This is a genomic window from Halogranum rubrum, from assembly GCF_900114455.1.
Taxonomy (GTDB): Archaea; Halobacteriota; Halobacteria; order Halobacteriales; family Haloferacaceae; genus Halogranum; species Halogranum rubrum.
Window position 1 is genome coordinate 1,497,162 of sequence record NZ_FOTC01000001.1, and the last position, 20,906, is coordinate 1,518,067.

The 20,906-nt window shown below is 61.7% G+C and carries 21 protein-coding genes and 3 tRNA genes; 9 read left to right on the forward strand and 15 right to left on the reverse strand.

Annotation, left to right across the window (positions count from 1 at the left end):
* Positions 1-34: 34 nt before the first annotated feature.
* A complete protein-coding gene (locus tag BM083_RS07450; protein ID WP_177197565.1) occupies positions 35-1,375 on the reverse strand; it encodes a branched-chain amino acid ABC transporter permease in 1,341 nt (446 codons plus the stop codon).
* The gene (locus tag BM083_RS07455; protein WP_089867802.1) at positions 1,372-2,478 is read right to left on the reverse strand and encodes a branched-chain amino acid ABC transporter permease; all 1,107 of its coding nucleotides are present in this window, start codon (positions 2,476-2,478) and stop codon (positions 1,372-1,374) included. The genes BM083_RS07450 and BM083_RS07455 overlap by 4 nt, the downstream gene beginning before the upstream one ends.
* Positions 2,479-2,632: 154 nt before the next feature.
* Here BM083_RS07455 and BM083_RS07460 point away from each other — a divergent pair, with 154 nt between their 5' ends.
* The gene (locus BM083_RS07460; RefSeq protein ID WP_009367465.1) at positions 2,633-3,166 is read left to right on the forward strand and encodes a GNAT family N-acetyltransferase; all 534 of its coding nucleotides are present in this window, start codon (positions 2,633-2,635) and stop codon (positions 3,164-3,166) included.
* Positions 3,167-3,209: 43 nt separating this feature from the next.
* Positions 3,210-3,283, forward strand: a tRNA-Thr gene (locus BM083_RS07465).
* 43 nt (positions 3,284-3,326) lie between these two features.
* Here BM083_RS07465 and BM083_RS07470 read toward each other — a convergent pair.
* Positions 3,327-3,509 (reverse strand): hypothetical protein, encoded by a 183-nt coding sequence (locus tag BM083_RS07470; RefSeq protein ID WP_089867805.1) that lies wholly within the window; start codon positions 3,507-3,509, stop codon positions 3,327-3,329.
* Between the two features lie 134 nt (positions 3,510-3,643).
* The gene (locus BM083_RS07475) at positions 3,644-3,895 is read right to left on the reverse strand and encodes a DUF7999 family protein (protein ID WP_089867809.1); all 252 of its coding nucleotides are present in this window, start codon (positions 3,893-3,895) and stop codon (positions 3,644-3,646) included.
* Positions 3,896-4,047: 152 nt separating this feature from the next.
* Here BM083_RS07475 and BM083_RS23230 point away from each other — a divergent pair, with 152 nt between their 5' ends.
* Positions 4,048-4,185: a hypothetical protein gene (locus BM083_RS23230; protein ID WP_177197566.1), complete on the forward strand. Its 138-nt coding sequence runs from the start codon at positions 4,048-4,050 to the stop codon at positions 4,183-4,185.
* A 153-nt stretch (positions 4,186-4,338) separates the two neighbouring features.
* On the opposite strand, the gene BM083_RS07480 is transcribed toward BM083_RS23230, so the two are convergent.
* The 7 genes from BM083_RS07480 to BM083_RS07510 all read right to left on the reverse strand — a co-directional run bounded on the left by BM083_RS07480 (position 4,339) and on the right by BM083_RS07510 (position 9,608).
* Positions 4,339-4,569, reverse strand: coding sequence for a TrmB family transcriptional regulator (locus tag BM083_RS07480; RefSeq protein WP_009367461.1), 231 nt, complete (start codon positions 4,567-4,569; stop codon positions 4,339-4,341).
* Between the two features lie 174 nt (positions 4,570-4,743).
* A tRNA-Ser gene (locus BM083_RS07485) sits at positions 4,744-4,838 on the reverse strand.
* A 157-nt stretch (positions 4,839-4,995) separates the two neighbouring features.
* Complete coding sequence (locus BM083_RS07490; RefSeq protein ID WP_009367459.1) at positions 4,996-6,828, reverse strand: FAD-binding protein; 1,833 nt, start codon at positions 6,826-6,828, stop codon at positions 4,996-4,998.
* 17 nt (positions 6,829-6,845) lie between these two features.
* Positions 6,846-7,724, reverse strand: coding sequence for a succinate dehydrogenase/fumarate reductase iron-sulfur subunit (locus BM083_RS07495; RefSeq protein ID WP_089867812.1), 879 nt, complete (start codon positions 7,722-7,724; stop codon positions 6,846-6,848).
* A 1-nt stretch (position 7,725) separates the two neighbouring features.
* The gene (locus BM083_RS07500; RefSeq protein ID WP_009367457.1) at positions 7,726-8,097 is read right to left on the reverse strand and encodes a succinate dehydrogenase/fumarate reductase transmembrane subunit; all 372 of its coding nucleotides are present in this window, start codon (positions 8,095-8,097) and stop codon (positions 7,726-7,728) included.
* A gap of 1 nt (position 8,098) precedes the next feature.
* Positions 8,099-8,491, reverse strand: coding sequence for a succinate dehydrogenase, cytochrome b556 subunit (sdhC, locus tag BM083_RS07505; RefSeq protein WP_049893841.1), 393 nt, complete (start codon positions 8,489-8,491; stop codon positions 8,099-8,101).
* A 91-nt stretch (positions 8,492-8,582) separates the two neighbouring features.
* Entirely contained in the window at positions 8,583-9,608 is a 1,026-nt protein-coding gene (locus tag BM083_RS07510) for a succinylglutamate desuccinylase/aspartoacylase family protein (RefSeq protein ID WP_089867815.1), read from the reverse strand.
* Between the two features lie 120 nt (positions 9,609-9,728).
* Here BM083_RS07510 and BM083_RS07515 point away from each other — a divergent pair, with 120 nt between their 5' ends.
* From BM083_RS07515 to BM083_RS07540, 6 genes are all read left to right on the forward strand, one after another.
* Positions 9,729-11,090 carry a putative ATP-dependent zinc protease gene (locus BM083_RS07515; RefSeq protein ID WP_089867819.1) on the forward strand — a complete coding sequence of 454 codons (1,362 nt, stop codon included), beginning with the start codon at positions 9,729-9,731 and terminating at the stop codon, positions 11,088-11,090.
* 228 nt (positions 11,091-11,318) lie between these two features.
* A complete protein-coding gene (locus BM083_RS07520; RefSeq protein ID WP_218148933.1) occupies positions 11,319-11,870 on the forward strand; it encodes a DNA-3-methyladenine glycosylase family protein in 552 nt (183 codons plus the stop codon).
* Between the two features lie 192 nt (positions 11,871-12,062).
* The gene (locus BM083_RS07525; RefSeq protein ID WP_089867825.1) at positions 12,063-14,042 is read left to right on the forward strand and encodes a 3-hydroxyacyl-CoA dehydrogenase/enoyl-CoA hydratase family protein; all 1,980 of its coding nucleotides are present in this window, start codon (positions 12,063-12,065) and stop codon (positions 14,040-14,042) included.
* An 86-nt stretch (positions 14,043-14,128) separates the two neighbouring features.
* Positions 14,129-14,203: transfer RNA gene (locus BM083_RS07530), tRNA-Glu, on the forward strand.
* Between the two features lie 477 nt (positions 14,204-14,680).
* Positions 14,681-15,358 carry a DUF7344 domain-containing protein gene (locus BM083_RS07535; RefSeq protein ID WP_089867828.1) on the forward strand — a complete coding sequence of 226 codons (678 nt, stop codon included), beginning with the start codon at positions 14,681-14,683 and terminating at the stop codon, positions 15,356-15,358.
* Between the two features lie 41 nt (positions 15,359-15,399).
* Positions 15,400-15,822, forward strand: coding sequence for a disulfide bond formation protein B (locus BM083_RS07540; RefSeq protein ID WP_089867831.1), 423 nt, complete (start codon positions 15,400-15,402; stop codon positions 15,820-15,822).
* Positions 15,823-15,852: 30 nt separating this feature from the next.
* Here the strand turns inward: BM083_RS07540 and BM083_RS07545 are convergent, their stop codons facing one another.
* The 4 genes from BM083_RS07545 to BM083_RS07560 all read right to left on the reverse strand — a co-directional run bounded on the left by BM083_RS07545 (position 15,853) and on the right by BM083_RS07560 (position 20,866).
* Positions 15,853-17,331 (reverse strand): DASH family cryptochrome, encoded by a 1,479-nt coding sequence (locus BM083_RS07545; protein WP_089868438.1) that lies wholly within the window; start codon positions 17,329-17,331, stop codon positions 15,853-15,855.
* Positions 17,332-17,408: 77 nt separating this feature from the next.
* Complete coding sequence (locus BM083_RS07550) at positions 17,409-17,954, reverse strand: DUF7344 domain-containing protein (protein WP_177197567.1); 546 nt, start codon at positions 17,952-17,954, stop codon at positions 17,409-17,411.
* A 213-nt stretch (positions 17,955-18,167) separates the two neighbouring features.
* Positions 18,168-18,731, reverse strand: coding sequence for a DUF7344 domain-containing protein (locus tag BM083_RS07555; RefSeq protein ID WP_089867834.1), 564 nt, complete (start codon positions 18,729-18,731; stop codon positions 18,168-18,170).
* A 110-nt stretch (positions 18,732-18,841) separates the two neighbouring features.
* Entirely contained in the window at positions 18,842-20,866 is a 2,025-nt protein-coding gene (locus BM083_RS07560; protein ID WP_089867838.1) for a SpoVR family protein, read from the reverse strand.
* Positions 20,867-20,906 lie beyond the last annotated feature (40 nt).

Consider the following 20,906-nt stretch of genomic DNA (forward strand, 5'->3'; position numbering starts at 1 on the left):
CGGGACGTCGCCGAGGCGGTGTCGGCGGTGTCGCTCACTGCTCTTCACCTCCGTCGGTGACGGCCGAGTCACGCGTCGGTCGGCCGAGTGGGATACTCGACGCCGTCTCCTTTCGGTGGCCGAGTAAGCCCTCGGGGCGGTTCTGCATCAGCCAGATGAGCACGAGACCCACGAGAATGAGTCGAAGCGAGGCGATGTTGTTCAGCGCGTAGGCGAAGAACGTCGCGACTTCGAGGTCGAACAGCGCGCCGACGGCACCGGCGAACGTCGACGGCGAACTCCCGAGTTCGAGCGTCTGACTCGCGACGTTCGCGACGTAGCGTGGCCCTTCGAACAGGACGGCGGCGAACAGCGCCGCGCCGACGACACTCCCCGTGTTCGAGCCTGCACCGCCGATGATGAGCGCAATCCAGATGAAGAACGTCACCTGCGGCAGGAACGTGTTGGGGTTGACGAAGCCGAGACTTCCCTGCCAGAGAATACCGGCGAGCCCCATCAGCGCACAGCCAACCATGAACGACTTGATCTTGAACAGGTTCGTGTTCTTGCCGAGTGCGCGAGCGACGTCCTCGTCTTCGCGGATGGCTTTCAGCACGCGACCGAACGGCGAGTTCCCGATGCGGGCGAGTAGCCAGTAGAACGCGACGACGAAGACGAGCAAGACGATGGCGTACAGCCAGTTGTTGACGACGCTCGGTTGGACGCCCGCGTTCTGTGCGACACTCGTGATACCGCCGATGACCGACCCGATGCCGGGGATGGCGTTCAGCGTCTCCAAGATGACTGTATCGGGGTCGTTTTGGATACCGATGCCGCCACCGCCACCGGTTCCGAGTTCCGTGCCGGCGATGGTGAACGACTGGAGCGTCGAGGAGAGATACGAGATACGGATGATCTCCGAGAACGCGATGGTGACGATAGCGAGGTAGTCGGCCCGCAGTCGGAGCGCCGGAAGCGCGGCGATGAGACCGATGAACGCCGCGGCGGCCATCCCCGCGAGGATGCCCACCCAGAGGGGCAGGCCGAGACCCGGGACGCGCGCGTCGGGCGCGGCCGAGACCATCATCATCGTGTACGTCCCGACGGCCATGAAGCCGGCGACGCCGATGTTGAACAGCCCCGTGTACCCCCAGTGGAGGTTGAGCGCCAACACGGCCAGCGCGTAGACGGCCGTCAAGAAGGTGAGTCGGGCGAGCGCGTTGACCTGGCCGTTGATACCGTAGCCGAGGACCGTCCCGATGGCGATGAAGACGACGTAGACGGCGAGCAAGAGACCGACGACGAGCGCCGCGTCACTACCCACGATTCGTTGTATCGGGGTTCCCGTCTCTGACTCGTCGCCGAGGAACCGGTCGAGATACTCGCGGACGCTCATGCGGTCGTCCTCCCGGCGAACAACCCGTTTGGCTTGAACAGGAGGATGAGAATCATCAGGCCGAACGCGGCCGCCTGCGTGAACTCACTGGGAAGCCAGACGAGCGACACCGTGTCGGCGAGACCGATGACGAGACCACCCAGAATCGCGCCGTAAATCGACCCGATACCGCCGAGGATGACGGCGGCGAAGATGAGAAGCAGGAGAATCCAGCCACGGTTGTAGGCGATGGTTCCCGATTCGAGGATGAGTAAGTAGCCGGCGACGCCGGCGAGACCGGCACCGATGACCCACGTCCAGCGGATGACCTGCTCGGTTGGAATCCCCGTCACGCGTGCGAGGTCTTTGTTGTCGGACATCGCTCGCATCGCCTTCCCCAGTTTCGTTCGCTGGAGCAGGAGATGCACACCGACCATCAGCGCGATAGCGCAGACGACGAGCGTCAGTTCGTGGTATCCGAAACTGTACTGGACGCCTGCGAGCGTCCCTTTGACCGCCGGTGGTGTCTCTGCGACCGAACGTGGGGCCGAACCGAAGACGAACACGAGCAGGTAGCGCAGGATGAACGCGACACCGATACTGGCGATGAGCAGTGCGATGCCGTCTTGGTTTCGCATCGGCTTGTAGACGAGTCGGTCGACGACCAAAGAGAGTGCGATGGCACCGGCCCCGGCGACGACGATACCGATGACGATGGCCAGCGGTGCACCGACGACGCTCGTCTGTAGTTGTGACGAGTAGACGTCTCCACCCGCACCGAGTACGATGAGACTCCCGATATCGGCGACGCCGAGTCCAGCAACGACCCACGTCGCTGCCCAGCCAGCGAACGCACCGCTAGAGATGTAGTCCCCGTGTGCGAAGTTCGCGAAGTTTAGAATGCTGTACGTCATCGAGAGGCCGACGCCGGCGAGACCGATGACCAGACCGTTGACGATGCCACGCCAGACGAGAACGAAGAGTGTCGACGCCGTGACCTGTCCAGTCATCAGTTTGTTCCCGAGGTCGAACAGCACGACCAGGCCGACGATGAGCCCTAGAAGTACCATCGGCCGCTCGGTTATGAACTGCCGACCACGAGAGGTATTATCTGCTATCCCCATTGTTAATCAACCACACGTTAGTGTGAGACAGACACCCACATAAAAGGATTCCTACTATCCATGAGGGTAATTGGGAAGCTGTCCATCGGTATCCAGACGTGTGCGGTATCGTGCACGTCTGCTGTATCGGCGTCGTGAAGAAACTGCTTAATCGTTGGAGAGAGGAGTAGCCGTCATCGCACGTACGGACATCTCGGTAGAGATAGAGTCGCCGACGGTCGCCGACGTGGAGACGCTCACTGACCTCTGGGTCGACCTCGCCGCCGGACAGCGCGACTACGGGTCACATCTCTACGCCACGACGAACCGTGAAATCGCCCGCGACTCCGTCGCTCACCACGTCGCCACCGAAGGACTGCTCGTCGCTCGGGTAGACGAACCAGCGGAGACGATTGCTGGGTTCGTCATGTTCGCACCCGAAGGTGGACACTACGACCAAGACGTCTCACGTGGGGTCATCGAGAATCTCTACGTCGCTCCCGACTACCGAAACGAGGGTATCGGTGCAGCGTTACTCGCGGCGGCGGAGTCCCGCCTCGTCGCGGCCGGTCTCGACGCCGTCACACTGGACGCGATGGCCACGAACGAGGCTGCAAGACGCTTCTATCGGCGACACGGGTACGAACCCCACCGCGTGGAACTGGAGAAGCGTGTCGAAAACGATAATAAGACGAGGCAAGACGATTGACCCGGAGACGATGTGTCGGCGACGACGTGCTGTCGGTCTGTGTGCCAGGAGAGCATGGGGGGTTCATGCACTCGACTTGTAATCGAGACTTCGTGGGTTCAAATCCCACTCCTGGCTTCTCGTGTCTGAACGTCAGTGAAGACCAACACGCGGTACGTGACTACTTCTGCGCCGTCGGTTCCCGGGGGAGCTGTCTCTGTCGCTGATAGCTCCACGCAGTCAGAACGACGAACGCACCGACCACCCCGAGTGCGAGCGGAAGGAAGTCACCGAACGGGTCGCCCGGGAGCATCACGTCGAGGATGGCGTCGGCGACGTATCCGACGACGAAGATGGCGAGCAATCCGACGAGTGAATCGAGCAGGAGACGGGCGAGGGTTTTGGGAACCGACTAGTGAGATGCGCGTAGCCTGGGGATACTGTTCGTCCGCCAACGAGTTCTGCGAGTCGCTGGAAAGCTTCGGTCGGCTGGACGCTCTACCGAGAACTCCCACAGATGCGGACCGCACGCCACGCGTTGGCCCGCGACCCCACGGATTCGAGTTCGAGTGGAATCGACGACCCGGTCGGCAGTTGGTGGAGCGTCGCCTGCAGTTCCGCGGAGGCGTACTCGACGACGTGGCGAGTTGCGTAGGTATCGTGTACCTCGACGGTCATCGCGCCGTGGTCGTTCATCGTGCGAGTGATACGGACTGTCGCGGCGTCGCCTCGTGTCTGGAGGGTTGGCATACCATGTCTACGAGCTACAAGTTCTTAAGTTGCGATATTTCTCGGCCGGAAGCATGCGGTCCACTCGGGAGTGCTCCCGAGAGCACCCACGTGGAGACGGGCATGATAACCCAGGCCCACAATTCATGTAAGTCGGTAGAGACGAACCAGATATGTCCTCTTCCGACGAGACGGTCGACGAAGAAGAGCGAATCCGCCAGTTCCTCTCTCAGCCACGGTCGAGACGTCACCCGGATATGTTGCTCCCGGACCAGAATCAACCCGAACAAGGCGACGTCGACGACGAGTAATCTGTCTCCGCCGACGACTGTTTATTCGAGCATCACCAAGTAAGGAGTATGCATGCCTCCGATACGTTCTTCCTCGGAATCGTACTCCTCATCTTCGCGCTCATCTTGATCGGTGTCGTCTTGAGCGTGTTTTAGCTGCCCTGAGCGAACGCTCTATCTCGACCGAATCTCGTAGTGCTCTGCGTCGTGAGTAACGAACGACCGGTCGACGAGCGTTCGGAGGATGCTGTAGAGCGAGAGTTTCTTCATGTCGAGGGCAGTTTCGAGTTCGGCGAGCGTCGTCGCGCCGTGTGTCGCGAGGTAGAGATAGACGAGTTTCGCTCGGGGGGACTGTACCGCTCGTGGGACCGTCGTCGACTGTGCCGATTGCGTCGTCTGCTGCATCGTTGCTACTGACTGTGAGTTCGACGATAGTAAAACCCCTCTTCAACGATTGTCGAATATTCGGCGAGGTGAAGACGGACAAAGCAGGCGAATACGTCGATTCGGCCGGAGATAACTGGGTGAACCCTACCCGCGACGCTCGACGTTTCGACTGTCGTCGACAACGAAGTGAGACGGAAGGGGCGGGAGTCGAACCACGCGAAGCCAATAATCCACCGCGACGGGCAAGTGCCCTCAACGGTGATGCTCTACCACTGAGCCACCCTTCCGTCACACGGTAGGCGGGGTGGATACAAATACCTTCGTCACCGGACGGCGGCGACGTACGTGGCAAGTGAGTCGAGCGCGTCGAGCAGACACGGTGCTCTCTGTCTCGACCAGTATCGGACTGCTGGCTCCGTAAACTCCGCAAAAAGCGCCCGAGCGTCAGTAACTGCGTTCTTTCGGTTCGTACGTCTTGTCCTCGCCTTCGAGGACGACGGGCTTGTAGTAGACTTCGGGGCTGCCGCCGTTCCAGTCGAGCATCGTGTGCTTGAGCCAGTTCTCGTCTTTGCGCTCTTGGTGTTCCTTGCGCCAGTGTGCGCCGCGGAACTCCTCGCGGACGAGTGCGCCGACGGTGATGGCCTCGGCGACGTCGATGACGTTGCGCGTCTCGTAGGTCATCTGCAGGTCGGTGTTGAACGTCTTCGAGGGGTCGGCCACGTAGACCTCCTCGTAGAGTTCGCGCGCCTCGCGGATGACTTCGAGCGCCTTCTGGAGACCCTCTTTCTCGCGGAAGACGTTGACCCAGCGGGTCATCGCCTTCTGAACCTTCGCCCGAATCTCGGCGTGCTGGAGGCCCTCTTCTTTCGACATGAGGTGGTCGACGCGCTGTTTCTCGCGGTCGACCGTCGCGCGTAGCACCTCGTCCGGCGACGAGAGCGTCGCACCGCCGTCTGCGAGGGCACTGCCGGTGATGCCTTCTTCACCGAGGGTGACCGAGGAGTCGACTTCGTCACGTTCCTCGTCGCCCGTGCGGCCCGTCTGGACCTCGGGTTCGCCGAGGTCGATACCGGCGGCGTGGTTGCCGGCGCGGGCACCGAACACCATCAGTTCGGGCAGGGCGTTCCCACCGAGACGGTTCGCGCCGTGCACGCTCGCACAGGCACACTCGCCGGCGGCGTAGAGACCCTCGATGCAGGTCTGACCGTGTTCGTTGGTCTCGATGCCACCCATCTCGTAGTGCTGGCCGGGTTTGACCGGCATTGGTTCTTCGAGGCCGTCGACGCCCTCGAAGTCGCGTGCGAGGTGGAGGATGTTCTCCAGTCGGTCGATGATGCGCTCCTCGCCGAGGTGCCGCATGTCGAGGTGGACGTACTCGTCTTCGATACCGCGGCCCTCGTTGACCTCGGTCAACTCGGCACGGGCCACCACGTCGCGGGAGGCGAGTTCGCCGTCGTTGTTCGCGTACCCGTACTCGAACATGAACCGCTCGCCGTTCTTGTTGTAGAGGATACCACCCTCACCGCGGACACCCTCGGAGATGAGGACACCCGTCGAGGGGAGCGTCGTCGGGTGGAACTGGACGAACTCCATGTCCTCCATCGGAACGCCTGCACGGTAGGCCATCGCCTGGCCGTCGCCGGTACAGGAGACGGCGTTCGTCGTGTGGTCGAACGCCTGGCCCACACCACCGGTCGCGAGGATGACGCCCTTTCGAGCTTTGAACCCCTCGATGTTGCCGGTCTGGACGTCGTAGCCGACGACGCCGTGACAACTCCGGTCTCGGGGGTCGTCTTCGTTCGTCACGGCGAGGTTCATCACGTACCACTCGTCGTAGACGGTGATTCCTCGCTTGACGACCTGTTCGTACAGCGTGTGCAACAGGTGGTGACCAGTCTCGGCACCCGCGTACGTCGTTCGCGGGAACGAGAGACCACCGAACGGCCGCTGTGAGACGCGACCGTCGTCTTCGCGCGAGAACGGCATCCCCCAGTGTTCGGTCTTGATGACCTCACCGGGTGCGTCCTTCGCGAGTTTCTCGATAGAGGGGGCGTCACCGAGATAGTCGGACCCCTTCATCGTGTCGTATGCGTGCAGGTCCCACGAGTCGCCCTCGCGGAGTGCTGCGTTGATTCCGCCCTCGGCCGCGCCGGTGTGACTGCGGACCGGATGCAGTTTCGTCACCATCGCGACGTCTGCACCCTGTTCGTGGGCCGCGACGGCCGCACGTAGTCCCGCACCGCCCGCGCCGACGACGAGAACGTCGTGTTCGTACATTGTTGTCTACTCTTTGATTACCAGAACTTCAGGTTGCTCTTGACTGCCTCTCGCTTCAACTCTTGAATGTGCTCCGTCAGCGGGATGTCCTTCGGACACACTTCCGTACAGGAGAACTGCGTCTGGCAGCGCCAGACGCCGTGTTCCTGTTCCAGAATCTCCATCCGGTGTTCCTTGCGGTTCTCACCCTCACGCTCGTCCATCGCGAAGCGGTAGGCCTTGTTGATGGCAGCGGGGCCGAGATACTGGTTGTCACCGGCGGCGATGTTACACGAGGACATACACGCACCACACCAGATACAGCGCGTGGACATCTTGACCTTCTCGTGGTTCTCGCGGCTCTGTCGCTGTTCTTCGCCCTCCGGCGTCTCTTCGGCGTCGAAGTACGGTTCGACCGCCTCCATCTGGTCGTAGAAGTGCTCCATATCCACGACGAGGTCCTTCACGACCTCTTGGTGGGGGAGCGGTTCGATGCGAACCGGCTGTTCGAGGTCCGACAACTGGGTCTGACAGCCGAGTCGCTGCCGGCCGTTGATGAACAGCGCGTCCGACCCACAGACCGCCTGCCGACAGGAGTGCCGGAAGGTCAGACTGGCGTCGTAGTGGTCCCGGGCGTACATCAGCGCGTCGAGGACGGTCATCCCCTTGTGGAACGGGACGTGGAACTCGTCGAATCGGGGTTCCTGTTTGGCCGCCACTTCTGGGTCGTAGCGGAACACCTTCAGCGCGTAGGTGTCCTCGCCCGAGAGGTCACGCTCCTGTTCGAGCGTCTGCTTGGCTCGTTCGACCTTCTCGCGGCGCTCCTGTTTCTTCTGTTTGCGCTTCTCTTGGACCGAAGCCTTCTCTTCGGCCGGCTGCTCCTCGGTCTCTTCTGCTTGTGGTACTTGTGTACTCATGTTAGATTGGGACGCCTCCAGCCCACGTCAGTGCGGTACGGACTCCCTGCACGATGAGAAGGGCGCTCGCGACGATGAGCGTCCACTTCACGGCCGTCAGTTTCTGCCCGGTGAGTCCCTGGTTGACGAGCGCGTTGTAGACGCCGTTGACGCCGTGGAACGTCGCCGTGATGAGGAACAGAATCATCAGCGAGAAGTACGTCAGCGTCTGCATCCGTGCCTCGCTCATCCCGAACGTCACTTCGCTGGCGTGGTTCACGAAGTGAAGCAGGAAGAAGTGGAACGCGAGCACGACGACGAGGAACGCCGCCGTGATGCGCTGCCAGAGCCATCGCTGTGTGCCGCCCTGGAACGAACTGTATCGTTCTGCCATCTTAGAGCACCTCCGCGACGAACGTCGGAACGCTCGCGACGACGATTGCGCCGGTCAAGACGAGCGACGCGTAGAAACTCTTGTCCTGTGCTTCTAGTCCGACACCCAAGTCGACCAGCAACAGACGCAGTCCGTTCAGAATGTGGAAGACTGCGACTGCGAGTAGGCCGACTTCGAGGATGCGGACGACGAGCAGGCTTTCGAGCGCCTGAATCGTCGTGGTGTAGGCCGCCTCACCGGTCAACGCCGTCGAGAGGACGGCGATGTGGGTGAACAGGTAGCCAACCAGCACCCAGCCGGTGAACTTGTGGAATATCCAGGCCCACATACCAGCCGTGAACTCTCGCCAACGGCCGAAGTCCTCGATGAGGCCTCGATTGTAAGACTGACTCATGCTCTTGTAAGCGTCGGGAGCGGGGGGTCATAGAAGTTACGTGTGCGCGCGTCGAAATCCGGCAACGGATGCCGGATATAACGATAGATGACTACGTATGGTGTTCGTGTTCTGGCGACTGCTCTTGCTCGACCACGCGCCGAGTCACGTCGTCGAGTTCGACGAGGTGACACAGTGGGTTGCCGGGGTAGACGACGGGGTTCTCTAACAGGCCGACGAGGAGTCCCGTGAACGGCGCTTCGATGAACGTGTTGTCGTCCTTGAACGGGTTGGTGATGGTACAGATTGGGTCCCCCTCGTGGACGAGTGACCCGCGCTCGAAGTGCATGTCGACGATGCCGCCGGCGTCGGCACGAATCCACGTCTTCTCTTGGTCACCCGTGATGATGGTTCGCCAACCGGGCCACCGAACCGCCGTCGTCTTGCGGAGTTCGTACTCGGCGAAGACGCTCTCGACGCCGGCGAGCGCCTCGTCGATGAGGACGCGTTGGAATCGGTGGGCCTCACCCATCTCGATGGTGATGGTCGGAACGCCGGCCCGACTCGCCTCACCGCGGAGACTGCCGCTCGGCCCTTCGCTGTCGATGATGACGTGTGTTCCGAACCCTTGGGCGAGTCGCGCCACCTTGTCGTCGGACATGTCTGCGCGAACGTGGAGCATGTTCGTCCGGCCGCGCGTCGACGTGTGGAAGTCCAGTCCGAAGTCGCACGGTTCGATGAAGTTGGTGAAGATGCGGTGTGCCATCCGTTTAGCACTGGTCGAGTCCGGTCGTCCCGGGAACGACCGATTCAGGTCGCGGTCGTAGATTGGGAGATACCGCTGTTGGAAGAGGAAGCCCGGAACGTTCAACACGGGCATACAGACGAGTGTCCCCGCGAGGTCAGAGAGGTCCCACTCGTAGGCGACCTCGCGGACGACTTCGATGCCGTTGAGTTCGTCGCCGTGGGCGGCCGCCGAGATGAACACCGTCGGTCCTGGCTTCTCGCCGTTGATGATACTCACCGGAATCCTGACCGGGTCGCCGAGATACGTTTCGCTGATACCGTAGCGGATATTCTGCCGTTCGCCCGGCGCGACCTTCCCCCCATGATAGGTGAAGGCCCCGTCGTCGCTCATACCACCTTCTCCACGAGGTGGGTATATAAAACGTCGCTGAGAGCGCGTCAAGATGTCTCTCTGGTTTCGTTTTGGGATACCGGCAACCCTTTGAAACCGCACTCTGATACAACACAGTACATGGACACAACTGACGCCGACCAGGTCCGAGTCGGAGTGCTCTCGCTCCACAACAGCAAGGAGACGAAAGCCATCCTCAACGCCGTCGAGGACCTCGGACATACGCCCGTCTGGCTGCGCCAGGAGAACACGGCCATCAGTGTCGAAGACAGCGAACTCACCCTCGAGCCAGATATCGACATCGTCGCGAACCGCCTTCTCCTCTCGAACACCGAAGAACCCGCCGAACTGCTCGGCCTCGCGACGACGTTCAACCGCGTCCGGCCGATGCTGAACGAACCGGACGCCGTGATGGCGTCTATCCACAAGTTCGCGACGGCGGCGACGCTCGCGAACTGGAACATCAAAGTCCCAGACGCGCTGCTCGCACTCTCGAACGACCGACTCAACCAGGGCCGCTCACAGTTCGGCGACGTCGGGGTCTACAAGACGGCCATCGGGACGCACGGTGGCGGGACGTGGAAGGTCGACCTCACCGAACCCGTCAACCCGAAGGTCGGGAACCGACAGGCGTTCCTACAGGCACTCATCGACCGTGACGGCGAACGTCACCGCGACCTCCGGGTCTACATCGTCGACGGCGAGATTATCGGCGCGATGTACCGCTTCGCCCCGGAAGGCGACTGGCGAACGAACGTCGCCCTCGGCGGCGACGTGTTGAACGCGACCGACGAGATGGACGACGAGGCCTCCGAGACGGCACTCTACGCCGCCGACGTCATGGGTCTCGACTACGCAGGCGTCGACCTCATCGAAGGCAACGACGGTTGGTTCGTCCTCGAAGTCAACCCCACCGCAGGGTTCAAAGGTCTCTACAAGGCGACCGGCAAGAGTCCGGCCCCGTACATCGCCAAGAGCGCAATCGAGCGCGCTGGCGGCACCGTCGACGAGGACCGCGTGTCCGAACTCGCGGCGACGCTCGACGACTCCGAACCGTCCTGCAAGCCGCGCGTCGAACCACCGGAACACCAAGACGTCCCCATCATCGGCTACATCGAGGACGTCGTCGTCTCCGGAACCAGTGGGTCGACGCAGGCGAAGGCCAAGTCCGACACCGGTGCGACTCGGACGAGCATCGACACCAGTCTCGCCGCCGAAATCGGCGCCGGTCCGATCAAGAGCATGACTCGCGTCAAGTCGGGCAGTGTCAAGGGCGGAAAGGCCCGTCCGGTCGTCGACCTCGTCATCGGTATCGGCGGGACGCAGCACACGGTCACCGCCAGCGTCGAAGACCGCAGTCATATGGACTACCCACTGCTGCTCGGCCGCGACATCCTCGAACACTACCGCGTCGACGTCCGACGCCGCTCCGACGGTGACAACAAGCCACCGCTCGACAGCGAAGAGTACCTCGAAGAGTAGTCGAACCAGCGAATCTGCGGTATGCAGAGTTGTGTCCCCTCGATTTTTCCTCCTCGTTCACTCTCCTCGAGCGGGGAGTATCTCCGTCGCAGTCGACAGGATAGTACGCAGAATACTGCATCAGGTACGCCGAAGCAAGAGCATATCCCGTCTGCGGCCCTCGTCTCGAACTAGAGGCAAGACACAGTGATTGACGACGCGCTTCCAGTTCTACGTCGAGACCCGGTCATGAAGCGACTGGTCGAAACGCACGACCCGTACGTCGAACCAGATTGGTCGGAGTTCGAGAGACTCTGTATCTCGATTATCAACCAGCAGCTCTCGACGGCCAGTGCGGCGGCGGTGAAAGAACGCGTGTTCGAGGTGTTGGACGGAGAAGTGACCCCCGAAACGGTACTCGCCGCCGACGAAGAGTCCCTTCGTGACGCCGGACTGTCCCGGATGAAAGTCGACTACATCCAGAACGCGGCCCGGGCGTTCCAAGAGAGCGACTTCACCCGAGATGCGATGGCCGCCCTCGACGACGACGAAGTCGTGGCCCGTCTCACCGAGATAAAGGGAGTCGGCGATTGGACGGCCCGGATGTATCTCCTGTTCGTACTGGAGCGACCGGACGTGCTTCCGCTCGGTGACCTCGCCGTTCGAAAAGGCATCGAGCAACTGTACGCCGACGGCGGCGAGCTAACTCGTGCCGAGATGCGCGAGATTGCAGAGGAGTGGAGACCGTATCGGTCCGTTGCAACGAGATACATCTGGGCGGAGTACGAATCTGACAACTGACGTTCGAGCGTTCGGAGAGAAGGCGACGTATTCGCCAACCGCAGACGCGCTTCTCGTTCGGACGGCTGTCTCCACTCGTGGCGACCCAAAAACGACTGGGAGACGGCGACCGGTGGACCGGAGTAAACTCCGAGTGGGTTGTTGACTCGGAGAGGGGAAACGTTGAAACGGCCGGCAAACCACCAATCGTCCATGGACGTTGATGATATCAACACTATCACGGTTCTCGGTGCAGGGAACATGGGCCACGGCATCGCGGAGGTCGCCGCACTCGCCGGCTACACGGTGAACCTTCGGGACATCAACGAGGAGTTCGTCCAGAAGGGCTACGACCAGATCGAGTGGAGTCTCGGCAAACTCGCCGAGAAAGACCGCATCAGCGAGGACGACGCCGAGACGGCGCTCGACCGCGTGGGCACGTTCGTCGACATCGGTGAGTCCGTCGCCGACGCCGACGTAGTCGTCGAGGCCGTCCCCGAGAAGATGGACATCAAGAAGGAGGTCTACGAGGCTATCGACGAGGCGGCCCCCGACCACACAATCTTCGCGACGAACACCTCCAGTCTCTCTATCACCGAGTTGTCCGAAGTCACAGACCGCGCCGAGCAGTTCTGCGGGATGCACTTCTTCAACCCGCCCGTTCGGATGCAACTGGTCGAAGTCATCTCGGGCGAGCACACGTCGGACGAGACGATGGACGCCATCGAGGCGCTCGCGGAGACGATGGACAAGACACCCGTCCGCGTCCGCAAGGACAGTCCGGGCTTCATCGTCAACCGTATCCTCGTCCCCCTGATGAACGAGGCGGCGTGGATGGTCCACGAGGAGACGGCGACGGTCGCCGAAGTCGACAGCACGACGAAGTACGGTCTCGGCCACCCGATGGGCAGTTTCGAACTCGCAGACCAGGTCGGCATCGACGTCGGCGTCCACGTCCTCGACTATCTCCACGAGGTGCTCGGCGACGCCTACCGACCGTGCCCGCTCCTCGAAGAGAAGGTCGAAGAAGGGAACCTCGGCAAGAAGTCCGGCAAGGGGTTCTACGACTACGAAGACGGCGAAGGTGTCCAGATTCCGACCGACGAGGTCCGCGAGGACGTCGAACGCCGCCTGCTCGCACTCATGGCGAACGAAGTCGCCGGTCTCGTCGCCAACGACGTCGCCGACCCGGAGGCCATCGACCGAGCGATGAAACTCGGTGCGGGCTACCCGGACGGCCCGGCGAAGATTACGGACGAGGCTGGACTCGACACGCTCGTCGAGACGCTCGACGACCTCCACGAGGAGACCGGAGAAGAGCGCTACGTCGTCGTCGACTACCTCCGCGAACTCGCCGAGGACGGCGAAGGGTTCTACGGAGCAAGCGACGACGACTCGGGCGAGGAGCACGAGTTCGAGACGATCAGCATCGAACACGAGGGCGCTGTCGGCCACCTCGTCATCGACCGCCCGCACCAGATGAACTCCATCAGTCCCGAACTGCTAGACGAACTCTCGACGGCTATCGACCTACTGGCCGACGACGACGAGGTACGGTCGATTCTCCTCACCGGCGCAGGTGACCGTGCGTTCTCCGCCGGTGCCGACGTGATGGGGATGGCCTCTGGCGGGGCGAACCCGCTGAAGGGTATCGAACTCTCGAAGAAGGGCCAAGAGACGTTCGGGAAACTCGCCGCCTGCGACAAGCCCGTCGTTGCCGGTATCGACGGCTACTGTCTCGGCGGCGGGATGGAACTCGCGACCTGTGCGGACCTCCGTATCGCCAGCGAGCGCTCGGAACTCGGTCAGCCGGAACACAATCTCGGTCTCATCCCCGGATGGGGCGGCACGCAGCGACTCGCCCGTATCGTCGGCGAGGGCCGCGCGAAGGAGATTATCTTCACGGCCGAGCGATTCGACGCCGAGACGATGGAACGCTACGGCTTCCTCAACGACGTCGTCGGCAACGACGAACTCCACGAGAAGGCGCTGGAACTCGCCCAGTCGCTCGCCGGCGGGCCACCCATCGCACAGGCGTTCACGAAACAGGCGATGCGCAAGGGCTGGGAGAACCAGGAGGCGGGACTCGAAATCGAGGCGCAAGCCTTCGGCCACCTGATGACCACCGACGACCTGAACGAGGGCATCATGGCGTTCGCCAGCAAGCGCGACCCGGAGTTCGAAGGGAAGTAAGTGCAGTAGCGGCGTGTGACTCTCCCTACCGAAGCCGTCCCGTAACGGAATCTTTAAACAAAACCACGGGACATATGCAAGTGGAAGCTCGGTTGGTGTAGTCCGGCCAATCATCTTGGCCTTTCGAGCCGAGGACAGGGGTTCGAATCCCCTACCGAGCACTTTTCCACTGAACTACTCTCGGAGCGGCCGCTTTACGTGTCACCCCCGACCGTGAAACGAGAGTGTCGACGGGGTTCGAATCAGAGAACGAAACGAGCGAAGCGAGCAGAGTGACCGTGGTTCGAATCCCCTACCGAGCGCTTTTCCACTGAACTACTCTCGGAGCGTTCGCGATATCCAACCGACGAACGATACGTCTGCAGAGATGGACAAACCCGTTTTCTGACACGTCACTTCCCATCAGTAGCTTTCCCACCGGGTCGAATCGGTCTAATCGCGCAAACAGATGGTTTCATCTGACAGTATTTGATGATTACCGCCGTCGAAACGAGTGACTGCGGTGAGTAGGCGAACCTGTCTAGAAAGGCTGTAACTGCGTAAATCCGGCCTGAAGAACAGGCACCACAATTATATTACAGTCTAACGTACAATCTGTTTGTCTTGCTAGAGTGCCTGGCTGGCACCGGAGGGACGTGATGGGAAAGAAGCAGATAGAGAGACCACAGACGGAGCTAGCAGAGTCGCTGTCGAAAGACACCATCTTCTCGACATTGAGTAACCAGCGGCGGCGATACGTTATCCACTACCTGAAGACCGACCCGGAGCAGGTTCGGATCCGTGACCTCGCAGAGCAGATTGCCGCCTGGGAGAACGACATCACGATAGCCGAACTGACGTACAAACAGCGTAAACGCGTCTACACCTCGTTGCATCAGACCCATCTGCCGAAGATGGACGACTGTGGTATCGTCGAGTACGACCGCGACCGCGGGCTGATTTCGCTCGCCTCGGGCGCGGCCGACCTCGACATCTATCTCGAAGTCGTCTCGAAAGACGACCTCCCGTGGAGTCACTTCTATCTCGGGCTCTCCGGGGCCGCCCTCCTCCTCGTCGGCTTCGCGTGGATGGGAATCCTCCCGGCGAGTATCCCTGCACTCGGTTACGCGGCGTTCATCGCACTGGCGTTCGTCGTCACTGCGGGAGTACACAGCTACCGAACGAGTCAGATGTACCTCGGCGGCGGTGACACTCGCAGCGACGGTACCGACTCGACTGACGGCGACGGCACCGACACGGACACGCTTCCGGACCCCGAACCCACCCGTGACAACGTCGTTCTCGCAGCAGGCGTCGACCAGAGTCGGCAAGAGTAAGGACGACTCACCCCGAACAGAGACAGGACACTCTACGACTCATGAACCGAACGCGCATCCTCCTCGCTGGGGCAACCGTCGTCGCGCTCGTCGCGACCACTGGCAGCCTCTTTTTCAGTCTCGGACTCGGCTTACAGCCGTGTGAACTCTGTTGGTATCAACGAATCCTGATGTACCCGCTCGTCGTCGTCCTCGGCGTCGCGACACTCGACGGCGACGACCGAGTGTGGCGAACTGCACTCCCGCTCTCGACGGCCGGAACCATCGTCGCCGCCTACCACAGTTATCTCCAAGTGAACCCCGACATCGGCGGCGTGTGTGGTGTCGGCGGCGGGTGTGCCGCTATCCTCTACCCGATGGTACGTGGGTTGCTGACTATTCCGCGACTCTCGCTCGTCGCGTTCCTCCTCATCACCGCCGGACTGTTGGTACTTCGACAGCGACCAGCCGTGCTCACGCGCTGAAGAACCGGAGACGTCCCTGTCGGCCATCGCTCATCGTAGTTTTTCGTACGACGCTTCCACGTCGACCACCGGTCGAGGATAGTCCACGCCGAGTTCGACGCCGTACTGGGTCTGTTCGTCCGGTGAGAGTCTCCACGGTTCGTGCACCGTCTCGGGTGGAAGGGCTGCCAGTTCGGGCAGCCAGTGGGTGACGTACGTCGCCTGCTCGTCGTACTGCTTGGCCTGTTTCACGACGTCGAAGTATCGGTCGCGTGAATCGTTGCCGACGCCGGCGATGTACGCCCAGTTGCCGTAGTTACTGCACGGGTCGTAGTCGACGAGCTGTGTCTCGAAGTACGCGGCTCCCCACCGCCAGTCGACGCGGAGGTTGTTCGCGAGAAACGACGCCGCGTTCTGTCGTCCACGGTTGGAGACGAACCCCGTTCGGTTCAACTCACGCATGATAGCGTCGACGAACGGGACACCCGTCTCGCCGGCGGCCCACCGGCCGAACGCTGTCTCTGCCTCCCCGTCAGTCCGCCACTCGATGTCCGTACGGTTTCGGATTCCGCCACGGGCGAAGAATCGATTGCCGTGCTTCAGGAACTGAAACTGGAAGAAATCCCGCCACAGGAGTTCGAACAGTAACCAGTAGGTCGAGTCGTTGGCGACGCGTTCGGCCTCGTAGCGGTCGACTTCTACGTTCACGAACCGTGGCGACAGACAGCCTTCGTTCAGCCACGGCGAGAACTTCGAGGAGTAATCCGCTCCGAGGAGTCCGTTACGCGTCTCTTTGTACACGCGGAGGCAGTCGCGGTCCCAGAGGTACGCCGCCAGTCGGTCACGGCCCGCGGATTCGCCGCCGTCGAAGTCGAGAGAGCGTCGCTCGTCGACCGGTGGGTCCTCGACACCGAGCGTCGAGAGCGACGGTAGCGTCTCGAACGTAGCCCGTTCAATCGAAGAAGTGGCCGACGGCAGTGGCGGGAGCGTCGGCACGTCGAGCGGGTCGCGCGTCGTTGACGACGATTCTACGCGTTTGCGAAAGGGAGTGAACGTGTCGTCGATGTCGGTGTACGGGGTCGGTAGGTCGGCGAGATGAACGAGCGTGTGTGTCCACAGTCGGTGGACGGCCACACCCTCCTCACGGAGTCGGGCAGTGACAGCGCGCTCGGTTGTCCGTTCTTCACTCGTCGGAAGGGTCTGGAAGAAGACGGCGTCGGCATCGGTCGTCGAGACGAGCGCCGGCAGGACAGTTTCCGGCCGGCCGTGTGCGACGAGCAAGTCGCTTCCGGCCGCACGGAGCGAGTCGCGGAGGTCGGTCACCGATTCGCGGCGGAACTGCGCACGGTGGCCGCCAGTCTTCTCGTAGCGAAACGAGTCCGGACCGCCGAAGTCCGCCGTCCCGTACTCCCGAGGGTCGAAGCAGTAGACGGGGAGGAGTGCCTCTGCGCGCGCCGCGTCGACGAGGACGGAGTTGTCGTGTAGTCTGAGGTCACGTCGGAACCAGATGAGTGCCGTATCGACCGCCATACCGTGGAGTAGCGCGGAGTTCCCTTGAACGCAATCGTCGCGGAGACTGACGTCGACAGCGTCCGTCTGAACCACTCTCAGCGTCGTGTCTCGGTCTGTACTGCGCGTACGACCTCGGGAACGGTCATGCTCGCGATAGCTGCAAAGACGAGGAGTGCCCAGTACGCGGGTGCGACGACAGAGACGGGAGAGACACCGAGAAGCGAGACGACGACGAGTGAGACGCCGAGGAGCGTGAGACCGAAGACGACGCGAGGCCCGAGTTGTCCCAGTTTCGACCATCGGTCACACGAGGCTGTCGTCGGTGTCGTCTCCAGATATCTGGAGACAGCGGAGACCCCGTCGAGGAGTTCGACCTCGTTTTGGACCGAGTCGAACGCGACGATGGCAGCGTCGTCGAGTCTCGGGAGATGTGTCTGATGGAGTGAGACGTAGACGCTCTGTCGGACGTTCCGTGGCGGTGGAGACTCGCCCGCCTCGTTCTCGGCGATGACGTCGGCGAGGTCGCCGACCGTCATACCACCGTCGGTCGATTGGAGGTGCTGGATGACCGCACGTCGACGGTCGTTTCTGAGAATGTCGTACACCTCGCTTTCGGCAAGGCGGGGAACAGGGGAACTCATCTGAGGGAAGTCACTGCAGTGACGTACACGTGAGTGGGGGTTGAGTATACGGCCGTTGCCAGCGGTACGGAACGCCTGCGGGGCAATCGGTTCCTGCGGAGGGCAAGTTGTCGAGTCGGTCTCGAGACTGACCACAGACTCTCGATGAGGACGTTTGGCGTCACTGCGTGTCGGTAAGCATCCGCGACCGAGCGTAGTCACCGACTACCGCACCTACGACTGGCTGAAACGGTCCAGCAGTGTCGTCTGTTGCAGCGAGATGTGGTACATCGCCGAGAGGGCAAACAACACGAGGAAACTAGTTGCGAGCGCGACGGGGGGGACGCCACCGATGACGGGGACGCCGAGTGAGCCAGCGAGTTGTACGAGCAGACCGAGAACCGCGATACCGAGATAGTACTCACCCCACGAGAGGCCGTGTTTCGGAACCACTTCCAGATAGACGGTCACCTCGTCGGCGTGGTGTGAGAGTCGGACACCCCGCTCTGCCTCCTCGACGATTCCCAGATCGTCGAGTTTCGGCAGATGCGTCTGATGGAGTGAGACGTAGACGCTCTGTCGGACGTTCCGCGGGGCTGGCCGCTCGCCCGACTCCACGCTCGCGATGTACTCGGAGAGATCTCGGACAGTGACCGGTCCTTCGACCTCACCGAGGCGCGAGAGAACCAGTCGACGCCGGTCGTTCCTGAGCACGTCGTGTATCTCGGTTCGTTTCAAACTCTCGTCTAGTGTCTCACTAGATGCTTCTTCGAACCCGGTGTGTATCCCTGAACTCATCCCGCAGAGATGTGGTCTTGGCTTATACAAGAAGATATCCCATAATTTACGATATTCAATATTGATAGAAAATCTGTCGTAAGAGAATATAAACAGGAGTTCGCGAGGAGTCAGGCCAGCCAGTCGTCCGGCTTCGTGTCGTAATCCACGTCACCAGCGGCGATACGCTCGGTGAGTTCGTCGTCGAGGTCGTGGACCTCGAACGACTCACCGTCGTAGCGGATGCGTTTGCCCGCTTCGACGGGTTCCGGCTCACGACCCCGGCGACGAGCGATTTCGAGGTCGTGTTCGTCGTACTCTTTGACGATGGTCATGAGGTTGATCGGGCGACCCCACAGGTCGTAGAGTCGTTCGACCACGCCCTTCGCCTGCCCGTGGTCCAGCATGATGCCGTTGTACTGGTGGCCCAAGAGGAGTTCACCACGGTTGTCGTAGTTACCGTCGTAGACGGCGACGGTCGGTTTCCCGAAGTTGGTGAACATCAACAGCAGTTTCTTCTTCACGTCCTCGTAGTCGGTGCTGGTGACGCGGAAGTCACCACTCGAACGGGTGTACTCGTAGGCGAAGTAGTGGCTCTCGGTGACGAACTCGTCGGTGAGGAAGGCGTCGAGGAACGTCACGTCGTTGTGGCTCTCGCGAATCTCGCGCATCCGACGCCATCCCGCCGAGTAGTCGAGGTCCGCGAGGGCCTCCTCGACGGTGTCGTACAGTTCGTCGTCGAACATGTACCGAGCGAGTCGCTCCAGTTCCGACCGGCGGATACGGCGGACGAACCCGCGGTTCTGCGGTTTGACGAGCGAGTAGTGGCGTTCGGCCATCCCCTCGTAGGTGAGCAGTTTCCACGGGTAGGCGTCGACGTCGACGGGGCTCTCTTCGTCTGCTTCCCGGGCCGAGAGAACCCGGTCGAGCGTCTCGTAGTCGATGCGTGGGTCGTCCGGTCCGAGTGCGACGACGTCGTCGACGGTGTCCGACCGAATCCCGTCGATGGTGGGGTCCGGGGCGAGCAGTTCTTGCACGCGCTCGAAGTCGACTTCGTCGTGGAAGTTTCGCCACGTGACACCTTTGACGCGCAGGAGTTTGTCGGCGACTTCGCGGCGGTTCGTCGAGTTCTCGATGTACTCCCACAGGTCCTTGCCCAGTTTGTACGGGTTCAGTCCGGGCGACCCGAGGACGCGCGACTGGTGGTCGGCGTAGGTGATGAACTCGTCCGTGCCGGCGAAATGTTCTTCGCCCATCATGAGCGACTCCCAGTAGGCCGCCCACCCCTCGTTCATGACCTTCGTCATCTTCTGGGCGGCGAAGTAGTACGACTCTTCGCGAAGCATGTCGAGGACGTCCTTCTGCCACGGTTCCATCTCGACGGCTCTGTCCTTCTCCTCGTCGTAGGTCATACCGTGGCGACGGAGATACGCGAGGATGTCCTTCTGTGGTTCGTCGAGGTTCGCCTCGGCCTCCTCGGCCTCGGCGAGGTCGTCTAACCACTCCTCGGAGAACACCTGTCGTCGCACCTCGTCGGAGATGTTCATGTCGTCGAGTCGGTCCCGCAGGTCCTCCGGACCCTGTTTCTCTCGAGGGAGTCCGGCCTCGCGGTACGGTCGGTGCTGGTCGATGTTGTCCTCCAGACAGAGCACGGCATCGATGAACTTCTCGACCTCACCCCGGTCGATTTCGGGGTCGTCCATGTAGCTGCCGATAGCCGACCCGTGCGCTTCGAGCATCGCCGCGGCGTCGAGCATCTCGCCGTCTCTGGCGAACATCCCGAACCACTCGTTGTTGGCGAAGAAGTCGGAGTGGGCTTCGACGTGCGTGATGACCGCCTTCTGGTCGGCCAGCGAGTTCGACTCCTGTAAGAAGGCGTGGCTCGGGTTGTCGTTGTTGACGATTTCGAACGCTTTGCCCATGCCGAACTGGTCGGTCTTGCGCTGGCGGTCGTAGCTCATCCCCCAGCGCCAGTGCGGATAGCGGGTCTGGAACCCGCCGTAGGCGATGAGTTGGTTCATCTCGTCGTAGTCGACGATCCAGTAGTTGACCGGATACGGGTCGAGGCCGAGTTTCTTGGCGAGCGCACTCGCTTCTCGGACCGGTTCTTCTAACTGTTTTGCGACACGCTGAGCGTCGATTCGGTCGTCTCTCATGGTCTGTCCCTCCGCCGGCGAGTCGACTCGGCGACTGCGG